The following is a 21,047-nucleotide window of genomic DNA, read 5'->3' as shown; positions in this document are numbered from 1 at the left end:
TCGCGGCATATCGCACCACAGCTAGAGAAGATCGCATAAGGATCCCGATGAAGGCAATCGGGTCGGACCTGAAACTTTTGCCCGGTCATATTCAATTATGGCAAGATTGAAAACACCTGCGAGCATCAGAGTGCGCCAAGAACACGTCCAAACACGATATTGAGACGGAGTGATGCGAGTGTTTGAACTGCCTGAAACGCTTCTGTAATCTGGCCAATATCGGCAAAAACTGGATGCAAGACCCAATGCGAAATAACTTTCTGGGCGTATTTTTTTTGGCGTTGTGGGCCATTTTCCTGAGCGTTCCCACTGGTGCATTGGCGCAGACGTCCTTGATTCCCGGATATTCTTCCGGGTCGGGCAGTTCGTCCGGGACCGACAAGGAAAGTGATTTGGCCGCTGCAATCCGTGCTGCCAGCGATGCAGGCGCGAGTGTTATTGTCATCGACAGTGCCGGTCAGGTTGTGACAACGGCAGGTGGAAAGGATGCAGGTTCGGGGGGCGCGGACAGCGATTCGAGCAACCCGATGGGTGACGGTTCGCAGCTGATGAAGGCGCAAGAGCGGTTCTCGAAATTCCGCGAGTCGATGAATTCCCGTCTCGAGGCGCTGCCCTATTCTATTTTTGAAGTACAGTACATCCTGCGCCAGACCAGCCCAGATGGCCGTATCCAGACCTATGTCGAGGTGTTGGGCTGGAATATCCTGTTCCTGTTACTTGGGCGGTGGCTGTCGATCGAGATTTACGGGAAACGGTTCGCGCGCCGCTGGGTGGTGGCGCGGATCAAGGACGAACCACAGGGTTATCGGGAAAAGATGCCGTTCCTGCTGTTCCGGTTCCTGATGGGGATCGGTGCTACGGTCTTTGCAATGATCATGGCTTTGATCGTCGGGTATCTGATCTTTGGCGAGGCCGAGGATATCTCGGTCCAGTTCACGATCACCGCCATCTTTACGGCTTTTTTCCTGTCGCGCACGGTGTCGGACCTGTGGCGCATGGTCCTGTCGCCTTATCTGAGCCAATATCGATTACCGCCCTTTTCGGACAAGAATGCGCGCAGGCTGTACATCTGGGCGTCCGTGCTGGCGACCTATGATATTTCGGTCGTCCTGTTTTCCACCTGGGTCGCTGATTTTGGACTGAACTACAACGTCTACGCCATGGTGTATGGTGGTCTGACGATGCTGGGCGCGCTGGGCAATATTCTGATGATCCTGTTCAACGCCCGTGCCATCTCGAACGCGATCCGGGGTGGGCGGGCATCCGAACAGGTGTCTTGGCTGCTGCGGTTTGTGTCATTTGGCTGGGCGCCGGCATTGATCATCTATGTCGTGTTCAGCTGGTTCCGTCTGGCTGTTGATCTGGCGCTGGAGCATCCGACACCGCTGCCGTTGATTGCAAGCAGCTATCTGATCTTCATGTCCGTGGTCGTGGCCTATGGTGCAATGAACTACCTGCTGGAGCGGTATTTTGACCGCTCGCGCATGATTAGCGAAATAAACGGGGAAGCCGAGGCAGCGGATGAAGGCGTCATGGCGGCGGATATACCCGAGGCTGAACAGCCGAAGCAGCATCTTCTGACTTATGAAGACCTGGCCCGCCGGGTAGCCGGAATTCTGGCTTTCGTGCTCGGGGCTTATGCGCTTGTCGTGATATGGTACCCGAACGCGGACTGGAGCGAGGATCTGCCGGTAGAACGTGCGCTGGATGTGATGGTCGTCCTGTTTATCGGGTACATCCTGTTTCATTTCTTTCGGATCTGGATCGACAGCAAGATCGCTGAAGAATCCGACGATGGCACCGAGGTTGAACTGGGCGACGAAGGCGGGGAAGGCGGGCAAAGCCGTCTGGCAACGTTGTTGCCACTTTTCCGGGGCGCAATTCTGGCTGTTGTCGTGGTCACGATCGTACTGATTGTCCTGATGGAACTGGGTATCAATGTCAGCCCGTTGTTTGCGGGTGCCGGTGTGGTTGGTCTGGCCGTGGGTTTCGGGTCGCAAACGCTGGTGCGCGACATTTTTTCCGGCGCATTCTTCCTGCTGGATGATGCGTTCCGGAAAGGGGAATATATCGACATTGGGGATGTGAAAGGGACGGTCGAGAAAATCTCGGTCAGGTCCATGCAACTGCGTCACCATCTGGGTGCGCTGAACACCATTCCCTTTGGCGAGATCAAAGTGCTGACCAACTATTCGCGCGATTGGGTGATCATGAAGCTGCCGCTGCGCGTGACCTATGACACCGATGTCGAGAAGGTTCGCAAGTTGATCAAGAAATTGGGTCAGGAACTGTTGGCCGATCCCGTAATCGGAGACAATTTCATCCAACCGCTGAAGTCACAGGGCGTGATCGAGATGCAGGATTCAGCGATGATCATCCGGGTCAAGTTCATGACGAAACCCGGCGACCAGTGGCTGGTTCGCAAAAAGGTCTATCAGGACATTCGCGAGCTGTTCGCGCGAGAGGGGATCAAGTTTGCGCATCGCGAGGTCACTGTAAGATTGGCAGATGGCAAAGAGGCGGAAGACCTGACACCAAAACAGCGTGAGGCCGTGACAGGGGCTGTTCAGGCCGCAATTGACGAGGACTATCTGGACGATATCGGGCCGGATGGCGACGACCGGTAGAGAGTCCCGCCGCCGCTTTGTGTTGAGTCTCGGATGAGGTGCCCCGAAAGCGTGAGGTCAGTTGGAAACGAAGGGCCAGACCGGGTCAGATGTGCCCAGTTTCGACGCCGGTAAATCCCATTGCAGCACAGTTTCACCGAGGCTTAGCGCTGGTTTGAGGCGGTGCCCCGGTCCCCAGCCCGAGGCTTCTGTTGAAGGGGAGTAATCCGTGGGCATCGGGCGAATGGGCTCAGCCTCGACGTCGTCTTTGCCGAGAATCGCCAAAAGCTCGGCGGTGCGGGCAAGGGACAGATGCGCATGCATGATGGAATTGCCCGACGCGGCCTCGGCCAATGCGGAAAGGACGGCGGCGGCCATCAGGTAGCCGGTTGCGTGGTCCAAAGCCTGAACCGGCAATGGCGTTGGTTTGTCTGCGTCAGCCCAACCCATGCCCGTATGCGCAATTCCCGCGCTCATCTGCACAAGGCTGTCAAAGCCGCGCCGGTTCGACCACGGGCCTTGCCAGCCATAGGCATTCAGCGTCACCTCGACCCTGTTCGGTGCCAGTTCATCGCGCTTAGCACGGGTCAGGCCCAGCGCGTCCAAAGCGCCGGGCCGGTACCCGTGCACGAATACATCGGCCTGGGACAAAAGCTCTTGCAGCCGTTCCATTCCAACGGTCGATTTCAGATCGAGATAAGCGCAGTGTTTTCCAAGTGAAATGTCAGGTATCACACCGGGCTCGTCCCAAGCGGGCGGATCGATCCGCAAAACCTCGGCCCCGAAACCGGCCAATGTGCGTGTCGATACCGGACCCGCCAGAACGCGTGTCAGGTCAAGAACGCGCAACCCGGCCAGAGGTCTTGCAGAAGTTGCCTGCGGCCTCTCGCGCAGCTTGACGTACCGGGGGCCTTGCCAACCAATCAGCGGGTCGCGCGATACAGCGCGGCCCTGCGGATGTTCAAGCCATTCGGTCCGGCTGCGCATGGCAGCGGCCACGCCGCCTTCGGCCACAATATCGGTTTCCAAATCGGATATGGCCCGGGTTCTGACGGCTTTTGCCACAGCGTCACGCTCTGGCAGCGTTCCAAGAACCTTCATCGCTGCCGCGCGATGGCGTGGCAGGTTGGTGTGCAACCTGATCCACCCATCAGAAGCCCTGTAATCCCCCGCGACCGAATCCCAAAGGTTCGGCATTTCCCAGCCATCAGGCTTGAAGGAATAGCCGAACCACAAGGATGCCAGCCGATGGTCGACGACGATCTCGGGTGCTTTCTGGGTCAGGTTCAGCGCCTGCATAAAGCGGGACATCTCTTGCCCAACGGCTGCAAAGCTGGCCGTCGCCAGTTCGGAAACGGCAAAAGCACTTGGCAGAGCGCCTGTGCCGACCCTGCGATATCGGTCGGCAGCCGGAAGGGTGGCAAGAAGGCTCATTGCTGATAAGGATCCAGGCTGTCGCGCAACCCGTCACCCAGGAAGTTGAAGGCCAGTACGATCACGATGATCGGCAGCATCGGGATTGCCGTCCAGGGATAGATCTCGATCGACGCGAGGTTTTGCGCGTCATTCAGCATCACTCCCCAGCTTACCGCTGGTGCACGAAGGCCCAGGCCAAGAAAGCTGAGCGCGGTTTCCCCAAGGATCATTGCCGGGATCGACAGGGTGGCAGATGCAATCAAATGAGACATGAAATTCGGCAACAAGTGCTTGCGGATCACCCGGCCCGAGCTTGCGCCCATCATTTCTGCGGCCCGTACATATTCTTCCTCGCGCAGTGACAGGAACTTGGCACGGACCGAACGCGCCAGCCCGGGCCAGTCGAGGATGCCGAGGATGATCGAAATGATGAAGAATACGGCAACCGGGCTCCAGTTCGATGGCACGGCAGCAGACAGTGCCAGCCACAACGGCAGTTCCGGCAGTGAACGCAGGATTTCGATGACCCGGTTGATGACCCAGTCGATGCGCCCGCCGAAATAACCCGCCATCGAACCGAACAGGATACCCAGAAAGAACGATACCGAAATACCTATCAGGCCCACGGTCAGCGATAGCTGCGCCCCATAGAGGATGCGGCTGAAGATATCGCGACCCAGCCTGTCGGACCCCCACAAGAACAAGGTGGCACCATCCGGCGCGCAGAAAAGATGCCTGTCTGTCTTGATAAGACCTGCAAGTCGATATTCGGACCCTTCACAAAAGAACCGGATCGGGCGCGGGTCGTCAGTGTCTGGGACGAACTTCCACTGGAAGGTTTCCAGATCCGCCTCGGCGACGATTGGAAAAACATGGGGGCCGATAAAAGCGCCGTCGTAAAACCAGTTCACGGATTGTGGTGGCGCGTACAGATGCTCTCCGTTCCGGTCATTAGGGCCATACGGCGCGATGAAACCGGCAAACGGCAGCATTAGGTAGCACAGCAGCAGGAAGATACCCGAGATCAGGCCCAGCTTATGTGTGCGGAACTTGCGCCAGACCAACACCCAGTTTGGGGCATCCAGATCGGCGCGTTCCAGTTGCTGTATCGATGCCTGCGGATCAAAAGGCGCGTCATCGACGTAGCGATTGTCAGGACGTTCGGTCATGCTTCGCGCCCCTCGTACCGTATGCGGGGATCCAGCATGACCAGCAGAATATCCGAGATCATCGTGCCGATAAGCGTCAGTAGCGCGACAAACATCAGGATAAACGCGGACAGGAATTGGTCTTGCGTTTTCAGTGCTGTCAGCAAAGTCGGCCCGATGGTTTGCAAGCCCAGAACAACTGACACCAGAACCGATCCTGATACCATTGACGGCAGAAGGTTACCGATATCCGCAACGAACGGGTTGAACGCCACGCGCAACGGATATTTCGTCAGCATCCGCGATGGGGCCATACCTTTGGCAATGGCCGTTTCCACATAGGGCTTCCCCAGTTCATCGAGCATATTTGCCCGCAGGCGCTGCATCATCGCCGATGCGCCCGAGGTTCCGATAACAAAAGTCGGAACGATCAGGTGGATGAGAATGGATTTTATCTTGTCCCAACTCAGCGGCTGACCTTCGAATTGCGGGTCCATCAGGCCGCCGATAGGCAGGTTGAAATACCGATGCCCGTAGTAGAACAGGATCAGGGCCAGCAAAAAGTTGGGGGTCGCCAGCCCCAGATAACCCACAAAGGCCGAGGTATAATCAATCCATGTCCGTGATCGCGCCGCTGCAATAACACCCAGGGGAAGGGCAACGGCATATACAAACAGGATTGCGGCAAGGTTGACGACGACCGTCAACCAAAGCGTGTCGCCTACGATCTCCGATACAGGCCGGTCGAACTCAAAGGACCAGCCGTAATTGCCTTGGATCAGACCTGAAAATCCGTGTGGTCCCGGCCAGAAGCCTATCCAGATCAGGTACTGTTCCCACATAGGGCGATCCAGAGCGTACTCGGCGCGCAGAAACTCGGCCTTGGCGACACCCGCTGACTGGCCCGAGGCCTGAAGCTCGGCAATCTGGTTGCTAAGGTAATCACCGGGCGGCAGGTTGATGATTATGAAGATCAGGACCGAGACCACCAACAATGTCAGCAGCATCGTGAAAAAGCGATACACCGCATAGCGCAGCATGACCATTTAGCTGCTCCTGCTTAGTCGGCGAAAAAGAACTCGTCCGGGCGGTGAACGCCGAAATGCGCACCGGGCTCCCATGCCCACATGGCCTGTTCCGGCACATTGCGCAGACGGTTCGACACGACAATGGGTTGGGGTGCTCCGTTCAGGATACCAATGGCATAAAGCTGATCGGCGTGGATTTTAAGCATTTCCGTCCAGATTTCCTTGCGTTCGTCATCCGTTGTGGCGACCTCCCAGTTATGGGCCAGTTGCATCAGACGTTCTGCCTCGGGCATGTCGGGGGCTTCCCCGGCTTCACCACCTGTCTGGTAGAACTGGCCCCATTTTGGCCAGGCCAGGAATACCTGATCGGTGGGCGCCAGATAGGTTGGAGACGTGTGTGCCTGCGGGATGCCGTCATCCCATCCATACCAGACCGATGCCATCGAGTTGCCGGCAAACACCCGGTTGCGCAGGATATCGCGATCCAATGGGCGCATGACCAGCTTGACCCCGATCTCACGCCAGGTGTCGGTGACGATTTGCAAGGCGTTTTCAACCTCTTGCCGCTCACCAGCAGTTTCGATCACCAGTTCCATAGGACGGCCATCCGGTAACAGGCGGACACCGTTCTTGTCGCGCTGGGTCAGGCCGACCTCATCCAGCAACGCATTGGCCTGGCTGACATCGTAACTGGCCCAGGCGGTGGCATTTCTTTCATCGTAAAAGGGCGAGGCAGGCAGAACCGACATTGCACCGGGGTGCGCAAGCTTGAAATACAAAGCCTGGTTGATTGTCTCGCGGTCGATGGCAAGGGACAGGGCGCGCCGCACACGGACGTCACGCAACACTTCGCGCCAGGCGTCATCCTCGAAATTGAGGTTCGGATAGATCGCGATTTGCGATGCAACGCCGGTTTTCCACAGTAATGTCTTGTAGCCGCCTTGCGCCTCGCCTTTTTTCAGGATGGAAGCGTCGCGGAAATCCAAGCCCCGACCTTGCAGGTCGCTTTCCCCTGCATTGGTTTTGGCGGCAACCAGACCGGGGGCAACGATCTCCATCTCGACCACATCGATATAGGGCAGCTGAACCCCTTTGCTGTCGATACGGTGGTAATAGGGGTTACGTACGAAATTGTGGCGGATTTTCTTGCCGGAACTTGCGTTCAGCCACGGTTGCAACGTGGGCAATTCGTGATTGTCGAACTTGTACAGGTTGTCGAGCTTGTTGTGCAGCGCGGCCCAGCTTTTGACGCGGGCATCATCGACCAGAAAGGCAAGTTCCTCGGGGTCGGCATATTTCTCGTGATATCGTTTCAGGAACGCTGCGGGACGATAGATAAAGGGCGGTCTTGCCTGAGCCAGCGATTGTAGAAAACCCGGGTTAGGGTTCTCCCATTCGAAAATCACAGTGGTTTCATCCGGGAAGGTAACGGTGGGTGATTTGCCTTCGACTATCAGAGAATCCGGCGGGCCTGACGGGCTGAGCAATTTGTTGTTGGCAACGTCTTCCCACCAATAGCGGAAATCTTCCGACGTAAACGGAGAGCCGTCGGACCATTTGTGCCCTTCGCGCAGTTTCAGGGTGAACTTGCGGCCGTCTTCGTTTTCAAACGACGCCAGCAAATCGGGTATAATCTCGTAGTTCTGGTCGAAACCGACCAGCCGGGCATAGCCATAGACAACCATCTGGCGGATATCTTTGGAGCGCGTGATCATGGTGCGCAGGGTGCCGCCCTGTTTGCCAAACTCGCGACCCTTTGCTGCCAGATCGACAATCAGCGGGTCCTTGGGCAGGCGCTCTTGAACGGGAGGAAGATTGCCCGCTTCTACTTCCGCGTTCCAGAACGCGCTTTCCTGCGGCGTCGGGATCGTCTCGGCCGTGGCGGGCAGCATCCCGATGAACGCCAGCGAAGCGGCCAGGATCAGGGGGCGAGTGGTCTTAAACATGGCAACGTACCTTATGGCCCGGTTCCAATTCCACCAATGAGGGTATCACGGTGTCCGAGAAACGAAAGGCTTCATCCCAACTGTCCGGCGCGCCGGCGCCCAAGGAAACCACTTGCAGGTCGATCGGGCGATTGATGTCGGGTTCGGGTTGAGCGGCAATCAGCGCTTTGGTGTAGGGGTGGCGCGGATTGTAGAAAAGAGTTTCGGGTGGTGCTTGCTCGACGATCAGGCCTCGACGCATCACGGCAACTTCGTCGGCGATCCGTGCAACAACGGCCAGATCGTGCGAGATGAACAGATAGGACAGATTCAGGCTGTCCTGTAGATTTTCCAACAGGGTCAGAATCTGCCCCTGTACCGATACATCCAGCGCCGAGGTGGGTTCGTCACACACGATGAGCTGCGGGTCGAGCATCATGGCGCGGGCTATCGACAGACGTTGCCGCTGGCCCCCCGAAAAGGCGTGTGGATAGCGTTTCAGCATGTCGGCTGTCAGGCCGACGCGCTGCAACATCTCGGCGGCCTTGTCGCGCTGCTCGGCGGTTGTTCCGATGCGGTGAATTTCCAGCGGCTCAGTCATCGCGTCCTGAATGCGCATCCGCGGGCTGAGCGAGCTGTAGGGATCCTGAAACACCATCTGCGCATTGCGCTGAAACGCCGTGCGCTGGGCGCGGGTCATGTTGTGCACCGTGACGGGATCGGCATTCGGCGCGGTGCGAAACAGGACTTCTCCGCCGGGATCGGGCAGTTCCGCACCCAACGCGATCCGCGCGGCTGTCGTTTTACCTGATCCGCTTTCACCGACAATGGCCAGCGTCTTGCCACGTGCAAGATTCAGATCGACCCCTTTGCACGCATAGATTTCCTTGTCGGCCTGCCACCCTTTGCTGGACCGCATCGTGTAGGTCTTTGAGACGCCCTTCATCTGAAGGATCAGATCGTCGCCCGGCATCGGTATGCCCACAGCAGCCTGATCTGGAATTTCCGGCGCAGCATCAAACAGTTGTTTGGTATATGGATGCGCCGGGGAGGTCAGGATTGGTGCGGCCGGGCCAGCCTCCATGATGCGGCCCTTGTGCATGACCACAACCTGTTCGGCCATGTTGGCAACCACGCCCAGATCATGGGTCACCAGAATAAGCGCCATGCCAGTCTCGCGCTGCAATTCCTTGATCAGCCCCAGAACCTGAGCCTGAGTGGTCACATCCAGCGCGGTGGTTGGCTCGTCTGCGATCAGCAACTCGGGTTTGGATACCATGGCCATCGCAATCATGGCGCGTTGGCGCATTCCGCCCGACAGCTCGAACGGGTAGGAGTCATAGGCGCGCTGCGGATCTGGAAAGCCCACGCGCTCGAACTGCGTCAGGACCTTTTTTCGCGCTTCAGACTCGGAAAGCCCACGATGCAGCCACAGGACTTCACTGACCTGATTACCAATCTTGTGCAGAGGTGACAGTGATCGCATTGGTTCCTGAAAGATCATCGAAACGCGATTGCCACGAATGCCGCGCATTTCCCGTTCGGTGACCGCTGTCAGGTTACATGTGCCCTTGGAATCATTCAAAGTTATCGTGCCGCTGCGTATCTGGGCCGCTCGCGGCAGAATCCGCAAGACGGCCCGGCACGTGATGGTTTTTCCCGATCCCGATTCACCGACCAGCGCCAAGGTTTCCCCTGGTTTGACATCAAAGTTCACATCCGCGACCACGGAACTTCCCGCACCAAAGCCGATGCTGAGGTCTCTGACGCACAACAACGCGCTCATGCAGGCTTTCCAACCGTTTGGCCGCTTGGTGACATCGGTCGTTTCAACTCCCCGTGATTTTTTCGCCAGTGTCGCGCGGTTCCGCCTGTCTAGTCAAACCCGTTCTTGGGCTGAAATGTCGCGAAAATGTGAAACTTTGGGCTTCGTCGCTACACAAAGTCTTGAGAATTTGTCATCTAAGGCGGCGTCGGGGGCATCTATGCTTTCGATTGGTATCAAGGAGATATTTACCGGTGTCCAAGAATCAAAGCCGTCTGGACTTGTTTATCGATCGAATGGTGTCACAGCGCGCCTGTCTGGATCACGCGATTGCGCAAACGGCAGGCATGGCAGGTCCGGTGTTTGAACTGGGTCTGGGCAATGGGCGCACCTATCATCATCTTGTGCAGCACATCGATGGACGCCCTGTCTTTGTGTTCGAACGCGCGGTGGCTTCGCACCCCGATTCAACCCCGCCCGAGGATCGGGTGATCTTGGGAGATGTGCGCGAGACGCTGCCAGCGGCGGTCGACAGGTTTGGACCGACGGCAAGCCTGATCCATGCAGACCTTGGAGGGCATAATCGCGAAAAGAACGACATCTTTGCGCGGCTTGTTTCCCCGTTGATCGAGCCCTTGCTGGCATCGGGTGGATTAATGGTATCAAGCGACCGGATGTATTTCGAGCGGCTGGAGGAAATGCCGTTGCCCGATTGTGCCGTCGAAGGGCGCTGTTTCATCTATCGGCGCTGATCAGAGAGAAGGGCCCCGCATGATATTCTACGATTGCTCTACGGCCCCAAACCCGCGCCGTGCTCGCATGTTCATCGCGGAAAAAGGGTTGGACATCGAAACGCACGAAATCTCGATTGCTAAGGGCGCGCAGTTGAGCGCTGAGTTTCGTACAGTGAACCCCCGGGCCACAATCCCGGTTCTGGTAACGGATGAAGGCGCAGTCCTGACCGAAAATCTTGGCATCGCCGCGTATCTTGAAGCGCGTTTCCCCGAGCCGTCCTTAATGGGCCGTACCGCTGATGAAAAAGGGTTGGTCTTGATGTGGAACGCAATTGCCGAGCAGCAGGGCGGTGCGCCCATCGCTGAGGCTTTGCGCAACAGCCACCCGGCGTTCAAAGACCGTGCTATTCCCGGCCCTGTTAACCATGCGCAGATCCCTGAGCTGGCGCTACGTGGGCGCGAGCGGGTTGCGTCGTTTTTCGAGCTGCTGGAGGCGCGGCTGATGCAAAGCGCGTATGTCGCTAGCGATGTATTCACTCTGGCGGATATATCCACTTTTGTTTTTGTCGATTTCGCGCGCGTCATAAAGATGCGGATACCGGACGGCAATACGAACACGCAGGTCTGGTTTGAAAGCGTGAAAGCCCGCCCAAGCGCGCAGCTTTAGGTTTGCAAAGCAATAGGTAGAGTTCTCTCATTCCGCACTGTACAGAAATGTCTAGACAGAACTGAACAGTGCTACTAGCGTCTTCCAAGATTCTGTTCAGGGAGGTCGGGATGAAATCCCAATATCGCGTAGTGGTCATTGGTGGGGGCGTCGTTGGTGCCTCGGTTCTGTATCATCTGGCCAAATTCGGCTGGTCGGATGTGGTCATGCTGGAAAGGCGGCGGCTGGCTTCGGGATCGTCATGGCACGCGGCGGGCGGCATCCATGCCCTGAACGCGGATCCAAACATGGCCTCGTTGCAGGCCTACACAATCGACCTGCTGAGTGAGATCGAAAAAGAATCGGGCCAGAATATCGGTTTGCATATGACCGGTGGCCTGACTTTGGCCGGTACGCCTGAACGCTGGGAGTGGTTGCAGGCCAATTACCGCATCTTCCAGTCCATCGGTATTGACGACTGCGAGTTGCTGACCCCGCAAGAGGCACAGAGACGCTGCCCGATCATGTCAACCGACGGTGTTTTGGGCGCGATGTGGGCGGATCGCGAGGGGTATATCGATACAACAGGTACTGTTCAGGCTTATGCTACTGCGGCCAGGAAACGTGGTGCCGAATATTATGAAGAAACCAAGGTCGAGGAATTGATCCAGACGGCGGATGGCTGGCAGGTGGTGACCGATAAGGGCACGATCACCTGTGAACATGTGGTCAACGCGGCCGGGCTCTGGGCCAAGCAGGTTGGGCGTATGGCCGGGATAGAGCTGCCAGTTTCACCGTTGAAGCACCACTATCTGATCACAGACACGGTGCCCGAAGTCGCGCAGGCAGACTTCGAGATGCCGATGACCGTGGACCTCGAAGGATTCACCTATATGCGGCAGGACCAGAAGGGCGTTCTGGTGGGGATCTACGAGGTCGATCACGAACACTGGGCGATGGATGGCGCGCCGTGGAACTATGGCGAGGAACTGTTTCAGGAACAGCTTGACCGGATCGAGAACGAGCTGACATTGGGCTTTGAGCGGTATCCGTCGATCCAGAACGTGGGCATCAAGACATGGGTCAATGGTGCGTTCACGTTCTCGCCGGATGGTAACCCGCTGGTTGGTCCGGTTCCGGGTAAACGAGGGTATTGGACGGCCTGTGCGGTCATGGCAGGGTTCCTGCAAGGTGGTGGCGTTGGGAAAACACTGGCCGAATGGATGATCCATGGCGAGCCCGAAGCCGATGCCTGGCCGATGGATGTGGCGCGCTATGGGGAATTCGCACAGAACAAGCGGTATATCCGTGAAACCACTGGCCAGTTCTATTCGCGCCGCTTCGTGATGACCTACCCGAACGAACAATTGCCTGCGGGTCGCCCGTTAAAGATGGCTCCGGCGCATGACGCGATGACTGAGGCCGGATGCAAATGGGGCGTCAGCTGGGATCTGGAGGTGCCGCTGTATTTTGCACCCAAAGGGTTCGAGGAAACGCCGACGCTCAAACGTTCGAACGCGCACGACATCGTGGCGGCTGAATGCAGAACCATCCGTGAGGGCGTGGGCCTGATGGATATCACGGGCTTTTCCCGCTTTGAGGTTTCCGGTCCCAATGCCAAAGCGTGGCTGGATAACGTTATGGCTTCGAAACTGCCCGCGCCGGGTCGTGCCAAACTGGCGCCGATGCTGGGCGAAGACGGGCGGCTCAAAGGCGATCTGACCGTGTTGAACTGGGGCGATGGCACCTGGTGGATCATGGGCAGCTATTACCTGCGCGCCTGGCATATGCGATGGTTCAACGATCATATGATGGATGGGGTCACCGTCCGCGACCTGGGAGAGGAGTATTGCGGGTTCGCCGTGGTCGGACCGAAATCGCAGGCGGTGGTCGAGAAACTGGCCGAACAGGATATCTCAAACCTGAAATTCATGGGCTGCGGTGATTTCGACATCGGCCTGGTCCGTGCCCGCGTGGCCCGCATGTCGGTGACCGGCGAAAAAGGGTATGAGATCAACTGTCGCTATGGCGATCACATCAAGCTGCGCCGCATTTTGCTGGAAGCCGGTTCAGAAGAGGGAATCCGCGAGTGCGGTTTCAATGCGATGCTGTCAACGCGGCTTGAGAAAAGCTTTGGCATCTGGTCGGCAGAGTTCACGCAGGCTTACACACCCGGCATGACCGGCATGGATCGCTGGATCGACTGGGACAAGGAGTTCATCGGCAAGAAGGCCGCTTTGGCCGAACGGGATGGCAATGGCCCGGCGCAGGTACAGGTAACACTGGAAATCGATGCGTTGGACGCCGATGCCAGCGGGTATGAGCCGGTCTGGGCCAATGGCGAACGCGTGGGTTTTGTGACTTCAGGCGGTTATGGGCACCACATCGGCAAGTCGTTGGCGATGGCCTTGATTGACCGTGACAAGGTGGACCCGGGTACGGAACTGTCTGTCCATGTGGTGGGTGTGGAATGTCCGGCGCGAGTAATTGCGCCGTCGCCCTACGACCCTCAGGGCAAAGCGATGCGGGGCTGATCATGGCCGCTCCGGACCGACGACGCCGAAGGCGAGGGGGCGAGGCTGCCCCGCAGCCCAGCCGCGACGTGAGCTATCGCCAGCTTAGGAACCCTTTCCCATTGATGGAGGTGTTCCCGGCTGACCAGGTTGCGGACATGCACGAGGCAGCGTTGCGTACGCTCGAGGAGTTGGGTGTAAAGACCCTGCTTCCCGAGGCGCGCAAGCTGTTCAAGCAGGGTGGCGCGCGCGTGGATGAAGACAGTGAGATGGTCTTTATCGGGCGCGAGATGGTTGAGGCTGCCGTTGCCTCGGCCCCCAAATCTGTCGCTTGTAGCGCCGGTTCGCGGCATCGTGATTTCACTCTGGAACTGGGTTCGCTGGTGTTTCAACCGGGGGCAGGCGCGCCGAACGCAACCGATCTGGAACGTGGTCGCCGCCCGGCGACAGGTCAGGATTATCTGGAGTTTCTGAAGCTCACCCATCATTTCGATGTGTTCCAGATGATCTCGCCTCAGGTTGAACCTCAGGATGTACCGACGCATCTGCGCCACTACTTCACGACACAGGCACAGATGGAACTGACCGACAAGTTCCCGTTCTTCTTCTCGCGCGGTACGCCGCAGGTCATGGATTGCTTTGAGATGCTGTCCACGGCGCGAGGTCTGTCGGATGATGAGTTCCGGGGCAACGCGCATTGTTACACGATCATCAACACAAACAGCCCGCGCACGTTGGACATTCCCATGGCGCAAGGCCTGATCGACTTCGCGCGCCACGGTCAGATGTCGATCATCACACCGTTCACCCTGATGGGGGCGATGGCGCCGATCACCGTGGCCGGGGCAATCACCCTGTCCCATGCCGAGACGCTGGCCGCGCTGACCTTGGCGCAGCTGGCCAGACCGGGCGCTCCGGTGTGTTACGGCACGTTCACCAGCAATGTGGACATGAAATCCGGTGCACCTGCATTCGGGACGCCCTCGCATTTTCAGGCATCACTGGCCGCAGGCCAACTGGCGCGTCACCTTGGCCTGCCCTGGCGGTCGGCGGCAGGGTCAGCGTCAAACAGCAACGACGTGCAAGCGGCGAATGAGAACCAGTTTGGCCTTTGGGGTTGCCTGATGGCCGGGGCGACTGTGATCATTCATTCCGCGGGCTGGCTGGAAGGGGGATTGACCGTATCCTTCGAAAAGCTGGTCTGCGATGCCGAGGTGCTGAACATGGTGGCCGAGCTTTGCGCGGGCGCGCAGGCGGGGTCCGCCGAGATTGGCTTTGATACCGCTTTAAGTGAGGTCGCGCCTGGCGGTCATTTCTTTGCCTGCCCCCAGACGATGGAGCGCTACACCACCGAGTTCTATCAACCGCATGTCCATGACTACGCCAATTTCGGCACATGGACCGAACGCGGTTCAACAGATGCCAACCAACGTGCAACGGGGGTTTGGCAGGGTATCCTGAACGATTTCAAGGCCCCTGCCTTAGACAATGATCGTTTTGGTGCCTTGCAGGACTTTATCGCACGTCGCACCGCAGAGGGCGGAGCGCCACCGGAGAGTTGAATGAACAACAAACCTATCCTTCACCGCGATGATCCCGAGGCCGAGCCCCTGATCGGCAATGTCAAGGTCACCCGCGACGACTGGCTGAACGTGGCGATGGACGTGCTGATTTCGGACGGGGTGGACCAGATCAAGGTTCTTAACTTGGCCGAGCGGATGGCCGTGTCACGTTCATCCTTCTACTGGTACTTCAAGTCCAGACAGGAACTTTTGGATGCACTGCTGGCGCGGTGGCAGGCGACCAATACGGTTGCGCTTGTAAAACAGGCAGAAGCGCCGGCCGAAACGATAACGGGCGCGGTCTGCAATGTGCATCGTTGTGTCGTCAACACGGACTTGTTTGACACCGCATTGGATTTTGCCGTGCGCGACTGGGCGCGTAAATCGGGCAAAGTACGCCGTGCGCTGGACCAGTCAGACACACGGCGGCTTGAAGCTTTGCACGCGATGTTCGCCAGATACGGTTATTCCGAGATCGAGTCCGAAACACGTGCGCGCGTGCTGTATTACATGCAGATCGGATATGATCTGGCACAATTGAACGAACCCTTCGAGACGCGGATCTCGATGGTGCCGCATTACCTATACGCCTTTACGGGCGTTGAACCGAAACCCGAAGAAGTTGAAGAATTCAGCGCATATTCCCGGCGCTACTGGAAAGGAGACCCGACATGAGTCAACCAGACGCAATCATCATTGGCACAGGTGTGATCGGCGCGGCCATCGCGTTCGAAATGTCCAAGGCGGGCTGGAAAACCCTGTCTCTGGATCGCAACGCACAGGTTGGGCACGGTTCAACCGCCGGGTCCTGCGCGATCATCCGGATGCATTATTCCACCTTCGACGGAACGGCGTTTGCCTGGGAAGGGTATCATTACTGGCGCGACTGGGCTGACTATCTTGGCCTGCCAGAGGGGGCCAATCTGGCTCAGTTCCGGGAAACCGGCTGCCTGGTCATGAAGACCGACGCGAACGGGATGCTGGAAAAGCACATGCGCAACTCATCAGAACTGGATTGCCCGTTCGAAGATTGGTCGGGGGAAAAAGTGGTTGAACGCCTGTCGGTTTATTCGTTGGACAGCTTTGCCCCGGCGCGCCGCATGGATGACCCGGAATTCGGCCAACCCAACGGGCGAAAGATGACGGGTGGAGTGTACTGGCCGCAGGCGGGATATGTCACCGACCCGGCCTTGTCGGCGCAAAACCTGATGGATGCTGCCAAACAGCACGGGGCCGAGGTCCGCACCAGTGCCGAAGTTACCGAGATCCTGACCGAAGATGGTCGCGTTTCCGGAGTCAAGCTAGCCTCGGGCGAAGAAATCCGCGCAAGGGTTGTCGTGAACGTGGCCGGGCCGGGCTCGGCTATCATCAATGGGATGGCAGGCGTTCTGGACGACATGACCATCAAAACCCGCCCCCTGCGGCAAGAGGTCGTGCATGTCCCTGCCCCGGAGGGGTTCGATTTTGAAAACGACGGAACCATCGTCTCGGACAGCGACATCGCCTGCTATTGCCGCCCGGAACACGGCAATCACATCCTTGTGGGATCTGAGGACCCGGAATGCGATCCGCATCAATGGTGCGAGGATGATGTCACCTATAACCGAGAGTTCACGGACCAATGGACCACACAGGCCATGCGATACGCGCAGCGTGTACCCAGCCTTGGTATTCCATCAAAAACGCGGGGCGTGGTTGACCTTTACGATGCCTCTACTGACTGGATTCCGATCTATGACAAATCCAGCTTGCCGGGGTTTTACATGGCCTGCGGGTCCAGCGGGAACCAGTACAAGAATGCACCGATAGCGGGTAAGATGATGGCGGCCCTGATCGCGTATTGCGAAGGCGGAGCGGATCACGACGCGGAACCGTTGCAATTCGAACTGCCTTATATCAAACGGATCATCGACGTGGGCTTTTACTCACGCAAGCGCCCGATCAATGAGGAAAGCAGCTTTTCGGTTCTGGGCTAGTCGGGTTTTTGCAACAATCAAAGTCGAGCGGGGCAGGTTTACAGCTTACCTCGCTATGACCGATCGAAGGGTCGGCGCATAGCTTCCAGGCTGCGAAACGGACAGTATACCCTGATGTTAGTTACGTTGCCGCGAAGGTGACCCAGGCCCAGACCATCGCCACATAGGTCAGGTTGTGCAGGCACTGATCCAGCCCAGCCGCACGCCAGAATGCGGCCTGCGTGGGCTCAAGTTGTTTCTTGTCTGAATAGCTGGCTTTCACGAAATCGATATTGAAGTGAATAACCCATTCAAGCAATTCGACAATCAGGATAAACAAAAGCGGAGCGCCGAAAGCGGCAAACACGATGAAAGAGCCCGCAACATGAACTGCTGCGTGCTGCGCGCGTCCCACGTGAAAATACTCGCCTCTGCCAGAGAGCATCTTCGGTGTCTGGAGGTAGTAGTCAGCGAACATATGCTTAATCTGTAAAAGGCAAAGCATAAGTAGCACTGCGCCAATACTGGCAGTCAAAAGAACCCTCCCGATATCATTCAAAACTGACTTTAGGCAATAACACGGCCATGCGTAAATGAACTAGTTCACATAAGATAAAGAAAATTCTCAGGAGGGAAAAAATTTGCATAACGTGTCAGTATGGCAGTAAATTCAAACTGTTGAATTTGGGCGCACGGCGTCCGGGCCGTGTTATCGGCCAGCAGTAGGGGCAGGTTCCATAGAACGCACGATTTTCCGCTTTATCTGGAAATACTCCAAACGTGATCAGCTGATCCTGCTGGCTGTGACGGCGACGTTATTTCCGTTGCTCTATCTTACGCTGGAGTTGCCCAAGCGTATCATCAACGACGCAATCGGTTCGACAACGGCCGAAGTGGATGTCTGGGGTTATACGCTTTCACAGACGAATTTCCTGGTTATTTTGTGTTTTGCTTTCTTGGCTGCAGTGCTGGCGCACGGGCTGATGAAAATGCGCATCAACACCATGAAGGGTGTGCTGAGCGAACGCATGCTGCGACGGTTTCGGTATCAGCTGGTCAGCCGCGCGCTTCTTTTTCCGCAACCTTATTTCGAACGGGTCAGCCAGGGCGAAATGGTCTCGATGATCACGGCTGAAAGCGAACCAATGGGGGGGCTGATGGGCGATGCGATCAGCCAGCCGGTTCTGCAAGCCGGTCAAATGATCACCATACTTTCTTTCCTGTTCTTGCAAAGCTTTTGGTTCGGGCTGGCCGCTGTCGCCCTGATCCCGGTACAGGCCTGGTTAATCCCCAAATTACAACGTCAGATCAACCTGTTGAACAAGAAACGCATTCAGGAAGTACGGGCGTTGGCTGCCCAGATCGGCGAAAACGCGGCAGGGGCGTCAACCCTACGCAGCAATGGCGGTTGGCGCTATCGCCGGGCTATGGTTTCCGATCAATTGGGGCGGCTTTTCACGATCCGCTTTGAGATTTACCAGAAGAAGTTTTTTATGAAGTTCATAAACAACTTCATCTCGCAGCTGACACCATTCATGTTCTACCTGATTGGTGGCCTTCTGGTGTTGCAGGGTTCGGTTTCGCTGGGGGCATTGGTTGCGGCGCTGGCGGCGTACAAGGATCTGAGCTCACCCTGGAAAGAGCTGTTGACCTATTACAACCAAACCCAGGACATGTCGTTGCGCTGGGAAATCGTCGTTGACCGTTTCGATCCGGCCGGATTGAAGGATGAAGTGCTGTTCGAGGGCGAACCAGCAGAGCGCCCCCACCTGAGCGGCGATATCGTGTTGAATCACGTTTCAGTTCGCGACATGGACGGAAATCAGGTGCTGGATGATCTGAATCTTACTTTTCCCGGTGGCAAGACGATTGGTATCGCCGCACCCAGCGAAGAGGATCGGCGCGCCATGGGTGAGCTGCTGACCCGCGAGATTTTGCCCGCTGCCGGCACGGTTCAGGTTGGGGATCTGAACCTGGCAGATCTGCATCAGGGCGTTGTGGCCGCGCGTATCGGGTACGCAACGTCCCGCCCGGTCATGTTTCAGGGAACGTTGGGTGACAACGTGATGATGCCGATGCGATTCAAACCCTTGGCTGAATCCTCAGACGACCCTGATTTTGCCGAGACTTTGCGGGCTGGAAACAGCATGGATCCGTTCAGGGTGGAATGGCTTGACCCGGCGCTGGCCGGGTTTGAAGACGCGACGGCGTTGCGCGACTGGTGGTTGCAGCTGATTGATGGAATGGGGTCCGGTGCAGCCTTGTTTCGGCGCGGTGCCGAACAAAGCTTTGTTGCGACCGAACACTGCGAACTGGCAAGGAAACTGGTCGAGCTGCGCCCGCTTGTTCGGCGGGCGGTCCATGACGCGGGTCTTGAGCAGCAGGCGCTGATATTCGACCGGAATGCTTACAACCCGGCGCTGCCTGTTGCCGAGAACCTGCTTTTTGCGACGCCCCGCGTGCCGGTGACGCAGGCGTTGCTTGCCCGGCAGAAGGTTTTCCTCATGCAGTTGCGAGAGCTGGGGCTGGATGAGACGCTGATCGCCCTGACCCGTGACGTGATCGAGATGCTGCGACAGATCTTCGGGTTCGACGGAACCGACCATCCGTTGTTCCGCAAGCTGGGTCTTGATGCAAAGACTTATGAGGCAGCTGTGGAGCTGGTTGAACAGACCCGCAAAGAGGGAACATCAGGGCTGGATGACGAACAGCTGGCCAGTATGTTGGCCGTGCCTTTCGTCGTCTCGGCTGAGCAGATTGGCCCGGCTTTCACGGATGAGCTGAAAGACCGCATTCTGGAACTGAGGCAGAGTCATTCGGATAAGCTGTTGGAAAGCCTCAAGGACGCATTTGTTCCGCTGGATCCGGAAGATTTCGCGCCTGGATTGACGGTCATGGAAAACGCGTTGTTCGGCAAGGTCAGCCAGATAGGCGGCGCGCGATCGGATGAGGCTCGCAAGGTCATAGTCGACGTGTTGGAGGAGAACGGCGCGCGTCCTTTGGTGGTCGAGCTGATTTATGACATTCCGGTTGCTTTGGGTGGGCAGAGCCTTCCGGCGGTTTTTGCCGAACCGCTGGCGTTTACCCGCGCGACAATCAAGAAGCCAGATATCCTGATCCTGGAGCAGGCATTGGCCAGTTACGACATGAAAACGCAGGTATCGGTTTACAAGAAGCTGCGCGAGTTGCTGCCGGATGCCACGGTGTTCTACCTCAATGACCAGTTCGAAAACCCGGACGTATTCGACATGTTCGTGGAAATCCGGCAAGGTCGTGTCGTCTCGGATGGAGGACCGGTAGACGTGGGAAAAGACAGCGCATCTTCAGCAGACCTGGCGCGGAAACTGCGCGCGCTGGAGCAGACCCCCTTGTTTTCGGGTCTGGACCGGAGGCAATTGCGCCTTCTGGCTTTTGGGGCGCAATGGTTCGATGCCAAGCCTGGGCAGGTGGTGTTCCTGAAAGATGATCAGCCCACCGATGGCGCTTATGTAGTGCTGGAGGGAGAGGCAGGCCTGTACCTGCCACAGGAAGATGGACCCGATCAGTTGATCACCACCGTGGGGCCGGGCGCATTGGTGGGTGAACTTGGTCTGATCCGCAAAGAACCACGCGCGCTGAGCATGGTGGCCGAAACACAACTATCCTGCCTTAGGATCGGTGAGGAAGAATTCCTGGCCGTTGTGGAAAACGATGCGGCAACCGCGTTCAAGCTGATGCAGGTGATCGCCGGTTACGTGTCCAATTAGGCG

The 21,047-nt window shown here is 57.4% G+C and carries 14 protein-coding genes; 8 read left to right on the top strand and 6 right to left on the bottom strand.

What is annotated here, in order from left to right; all coding sequences use genetic code 11:
* Window positions 1–245: 245 nt before the first annotated feature.
* Window positions 246–2,627: a mechanosensitive ion channel domain-containing protein gene (locus ACR0AM_RS10270; RefSeq protein WP_480622823.1), complete on the top strand. Its 2,382-nt coding sequence runs from the start codon at window positions 246–248 to the stop codon at window positions 2,625–2,627.
* 57 nt (window positions 2,628–2,684) lie between these two features.
* Here the strand turns inward: ACR0AM_RS10270 and ACR0AM_RS10265 are convergent, their stop codons facing one another.
* From ACR0AM_RS10265 to ACR0AM_RS10245, 5 genes are read right to left on the bottom strand one after another with little or no spacing between them, the layout of a single operon-like run.
* Entirely contained in the window at window positions 2,685–4,040 is a 1,356-nt protein-coding gene (locus tag ACR0AM_RS10265; RefSeq protein WP_480622822.1) for a CoA transferase, read from the bottom strand.
* Complete coding sequence (locus ACR0AM_RS10260; protein WP_480622821.1) at window positions 4,037–5,191, bottom strand: ABC transporter permease; 1,155 nt, start codon at window positions 5,189–5,191, stop codon at window positions 4,037–4,039. The genes ACR0AM_RS10265 and ACR0AM_RS10260 overlap by 4 nt, the downstream gene beginning before the upstream one ends.
* The gene (locus ACR0AM_RS10255; RefSeq protein ID WP_209505333.1) at window positions 5,188–6,216 is read right to left on the bottom strand and encodes an ABC transporter permease; all 1,029 of its coding nucleotides are present in this window, start codon (window positions 6,214–6,216) and stop codon (window positions 5,188–5,190) included. Before ACR0AM_RS10255 ends, ACR0AM_RS10260 begins: the two co-directional genes overlap by 4 nt.
* 14 nt (window positions 6,217–6,230) lie before the next feature.
* Window positions 6,231–8,144, bottom strand: coding sequence for an ABC transporter substrate-binding protein (locus ACR0AM_RS10250; protein WP_480622820.1), 1,914 nt, complete (start codon window positions 8,142–8,144; stop codon window positions 6,231–6,233).
* Window positions 8,137–9,909 carry an ABC transporter ATP-binding protein gene (locus ACR0AM_RS10245; protein ID WP_480622819.1) on the bottom strand — a complete coding sequence of 591 codons (1,773 nt, stop codon included), beginning with the start codon at window positions 9,907–9,909 and terminating at the stop codon, window positions 8,137–8,139. Before ACR0AM_RS10245 ends, ACR0AM_RS10250 begins: the two co-directional genes overlap by 8 nt.
* Before the next feature lie 233 nt (window positions 9,910–10,142).
* Between ACR0AM_RS10245 and ACR0AM_RS10240 the strand changes: the two genes are divergently transcribed.
* The 6 genes from ACR0AM_RS10240 to ACR0AM_RS10215 all read left to right on the top strand — a co-directional run bounded on the left by ACR0AM_RS10240 (window position 10,143) and on the right by ACR0AM_RS10215 (window position 17,319).
* Window positions 10,143–10,640 (top strand): class I SAM-dependent methyltransferase, encoded by a 498-nt coding sequence (locus ACR0AM_RS10240; RefSeq protein WP_480622818.1) that lies wholly within the window; start codon window positions 10,143–10,145, stop codon window positions 10,638–10,640.
* A 19-nt stretch (window positions 10,641–10,659) separates the two neighbouring features.
* Window positions 10,660–11,289, top strand: a complete 630-nt coding sequence (locus tag ACR0AM_RS10235; RefSeq protein ID WP_480605103.1) for a glutathione S-transferase family protein — start codon at window positions 10,660–10,662, stop codon at window positions 11,287–11,289.
* Between the two features lie 110 nt (window positions 11,290–11,399).
* Complete coding sequence (locus tag ACR0AM_RS10230) at window positions 11,400–13,802, top strand: GcvT family protein (RefSeq protein ID WP_480622817.1); 2,403 nt, start codon at window positions 11,400–11,402, stop codon at window positions 13,800–13,802.
* 2 nt (window positions 13,803–13,804) lie between these two features.
* A complete protein-coding gene (locus ACR0AM_RS10225; RefSeq protein WP_480622816.1) occupies window positions 13,805–15,343 on the top strand; it encodes a trimethylamine methyltransferase family protein in 1,539 nt (512 codons plus the stop codon).
* Window positions 15,344–16,018, top strand: coding sequence for a TetR/AcrR family transcriptional regulator (locus tag ACR0AM_RS10220; protein WP_480473812.1), 675 nt, complete (start codon window positions 15,344–15,346; stop codon window positions 16,016–16,018).
* Window positions 16,015–17,319: an NAD(P)/FAD-dependent oxidoreductase gene (locus ACR0AM_RS10215; protein ID WP_480622815.1), complete on the top strand. Its 1,305-nt coding sequence runs from the start codon at window positions 16,015–16,017 to the stop codon at window positions 17,317–17,319. Before ACR0AM_RS10220 ends, ACR0AM_RS10215 begins: the two co-directional genes overlap by 4 nt.
* 121 nt (window positions 17,320–17,440) lie before the next feature.
* On the opposite strand, the gene ACR0AM_RS10210 is transcribed toward ACR0AM_RS10215, so the two are convergent.
* Window positions 17,441–17,803 carry a DUF3307 domain-containing protein gene (locus ACR0AM_RS10210; RefSeq protein WP_480622848.1) on the bottom strand — a complete coding sequence of 121 codons (363 nt, stop codon included), beginning with the start codon at window positions 17,801–17,803 and terminating at the stop codon, window positions 17,441–17,443.
* 244 nt (window positions 17,804–18,047) lie between these two features.
* Between ACR0AM_RS10210 and ACR0AM_RS10205 the strand changes: the two genes are divergently transcribed.
* Window positions 18,048–21,044 (top strand): cyclic nucleotide-binding domain-containing protein, encoded by a 2,997-nt coding sequence (locus tag ACR0AM_RS10205; protein WP_480622847.1) that lies wholly within the window; start codon window positions 18,048–18,050, stop codon window positions 21,042–21,044.
* Window positions 21,045–21,047 lie beyond the last annotated feature (3 nt).

It is taken from the genome of Ruegeria sp. AD9, assembly GCF_056542305.1.
Note: the sequence above shows the minus strand (reverse complement) of the source record. Positions and strands in the feature narration are given on the sequence as shown.

Excerpts from the sequence above, each read along its gene's own strand:
- ACR0AM_RS10270 (WP_480622823.1), top strand. The coding sequence starts at position 246 with ATGCGAAATAACTTTCTGGGCGTATTTTTTTTGGCGTTGTGGGCCATT.
- ACR0AM_RS10265 (WP_480622822.1), bottom strand. The coding sequence starts at position 4,040 with ATGAGCCTTCTTGCCACCCTTCCGGCTGCCGACCGATATCGCAGGGTC.
- ACR0AM_RS10260 (WP_480622821.1), bottom strand. The coding sequence starts at position 5,191 with ATGACCGAACGTCCTGACAATCGCTACGTCGATGACGCGCCTTTTGAT.
- ACR0AM_RS10255 (WP_209505333.1), bottom strand. The coding sequence starts at position 6,216 with ATGGTCATGCTGCGCTATGCGGTGTATCGCTTTTTCACGATGCTGCTG.
- ACR0AM_RS10250 (WP_480622820.1), bottom strand. The coding sequence starts at position 8,144 with ATGTTTAAGACCACTCGCCCCCTGATCCTGGCCGCTTCGCTGGCGTTC.
- ACR0AM_RS10245 (WP_480622819.1), bottom strand. The coding sequence starts at position 9,909 with ATGAGCGCGTTGTTGTGCGTCAGAGACCTCAGCATCGGCTTTGGTGCG.
- ACR0AM_RS10235 (WP_480605103.1), top strand. The coding sequence starts at position 10,660 with ATGATATTCTACGATTGCTCTACGGCCCCAAACCCGCGCCGTGCTCGC.
- ACR0AM_RS10230 (WP_480622817.1), top strand. The coding sequence starts at position 11,400 with ATGAAATCCCAATATCGCGTAGTGGTCATTGGTGGGGGCGTCGTTGGT.
- ACR0AM_RS10225 (WP_480622816.1), top strand. The coding sequence starts at position 13,805 with ATGGCCGCTCCGGACCGACGACGCCGAAGGCGAGGGGGCGAGGCTGCC.
- ACR0AM_RS10220 (WP_480473812.1), top strand. The coding sequence starts at position 15,344 with ATGAACAACAAACCTATCCTTCACCGCGATGATCCCGAGGCCGAGCCC.
- ACR0AM_RS10215 (WP_480622815.1), top strand. The coding sequence starts at position 16,015 with ATGAGTCAACCAGACGCAATCATCATTGGCACAGGTGTGATCGGCGCG.
- ACR0AM_RS10210 (WP_480622848.1), bottom strand. The coding sequence starts at position 17,803 with ATGCTTTGCCTTTTACAGATTAAGCATATGTTCGCTGACTACTACCTC.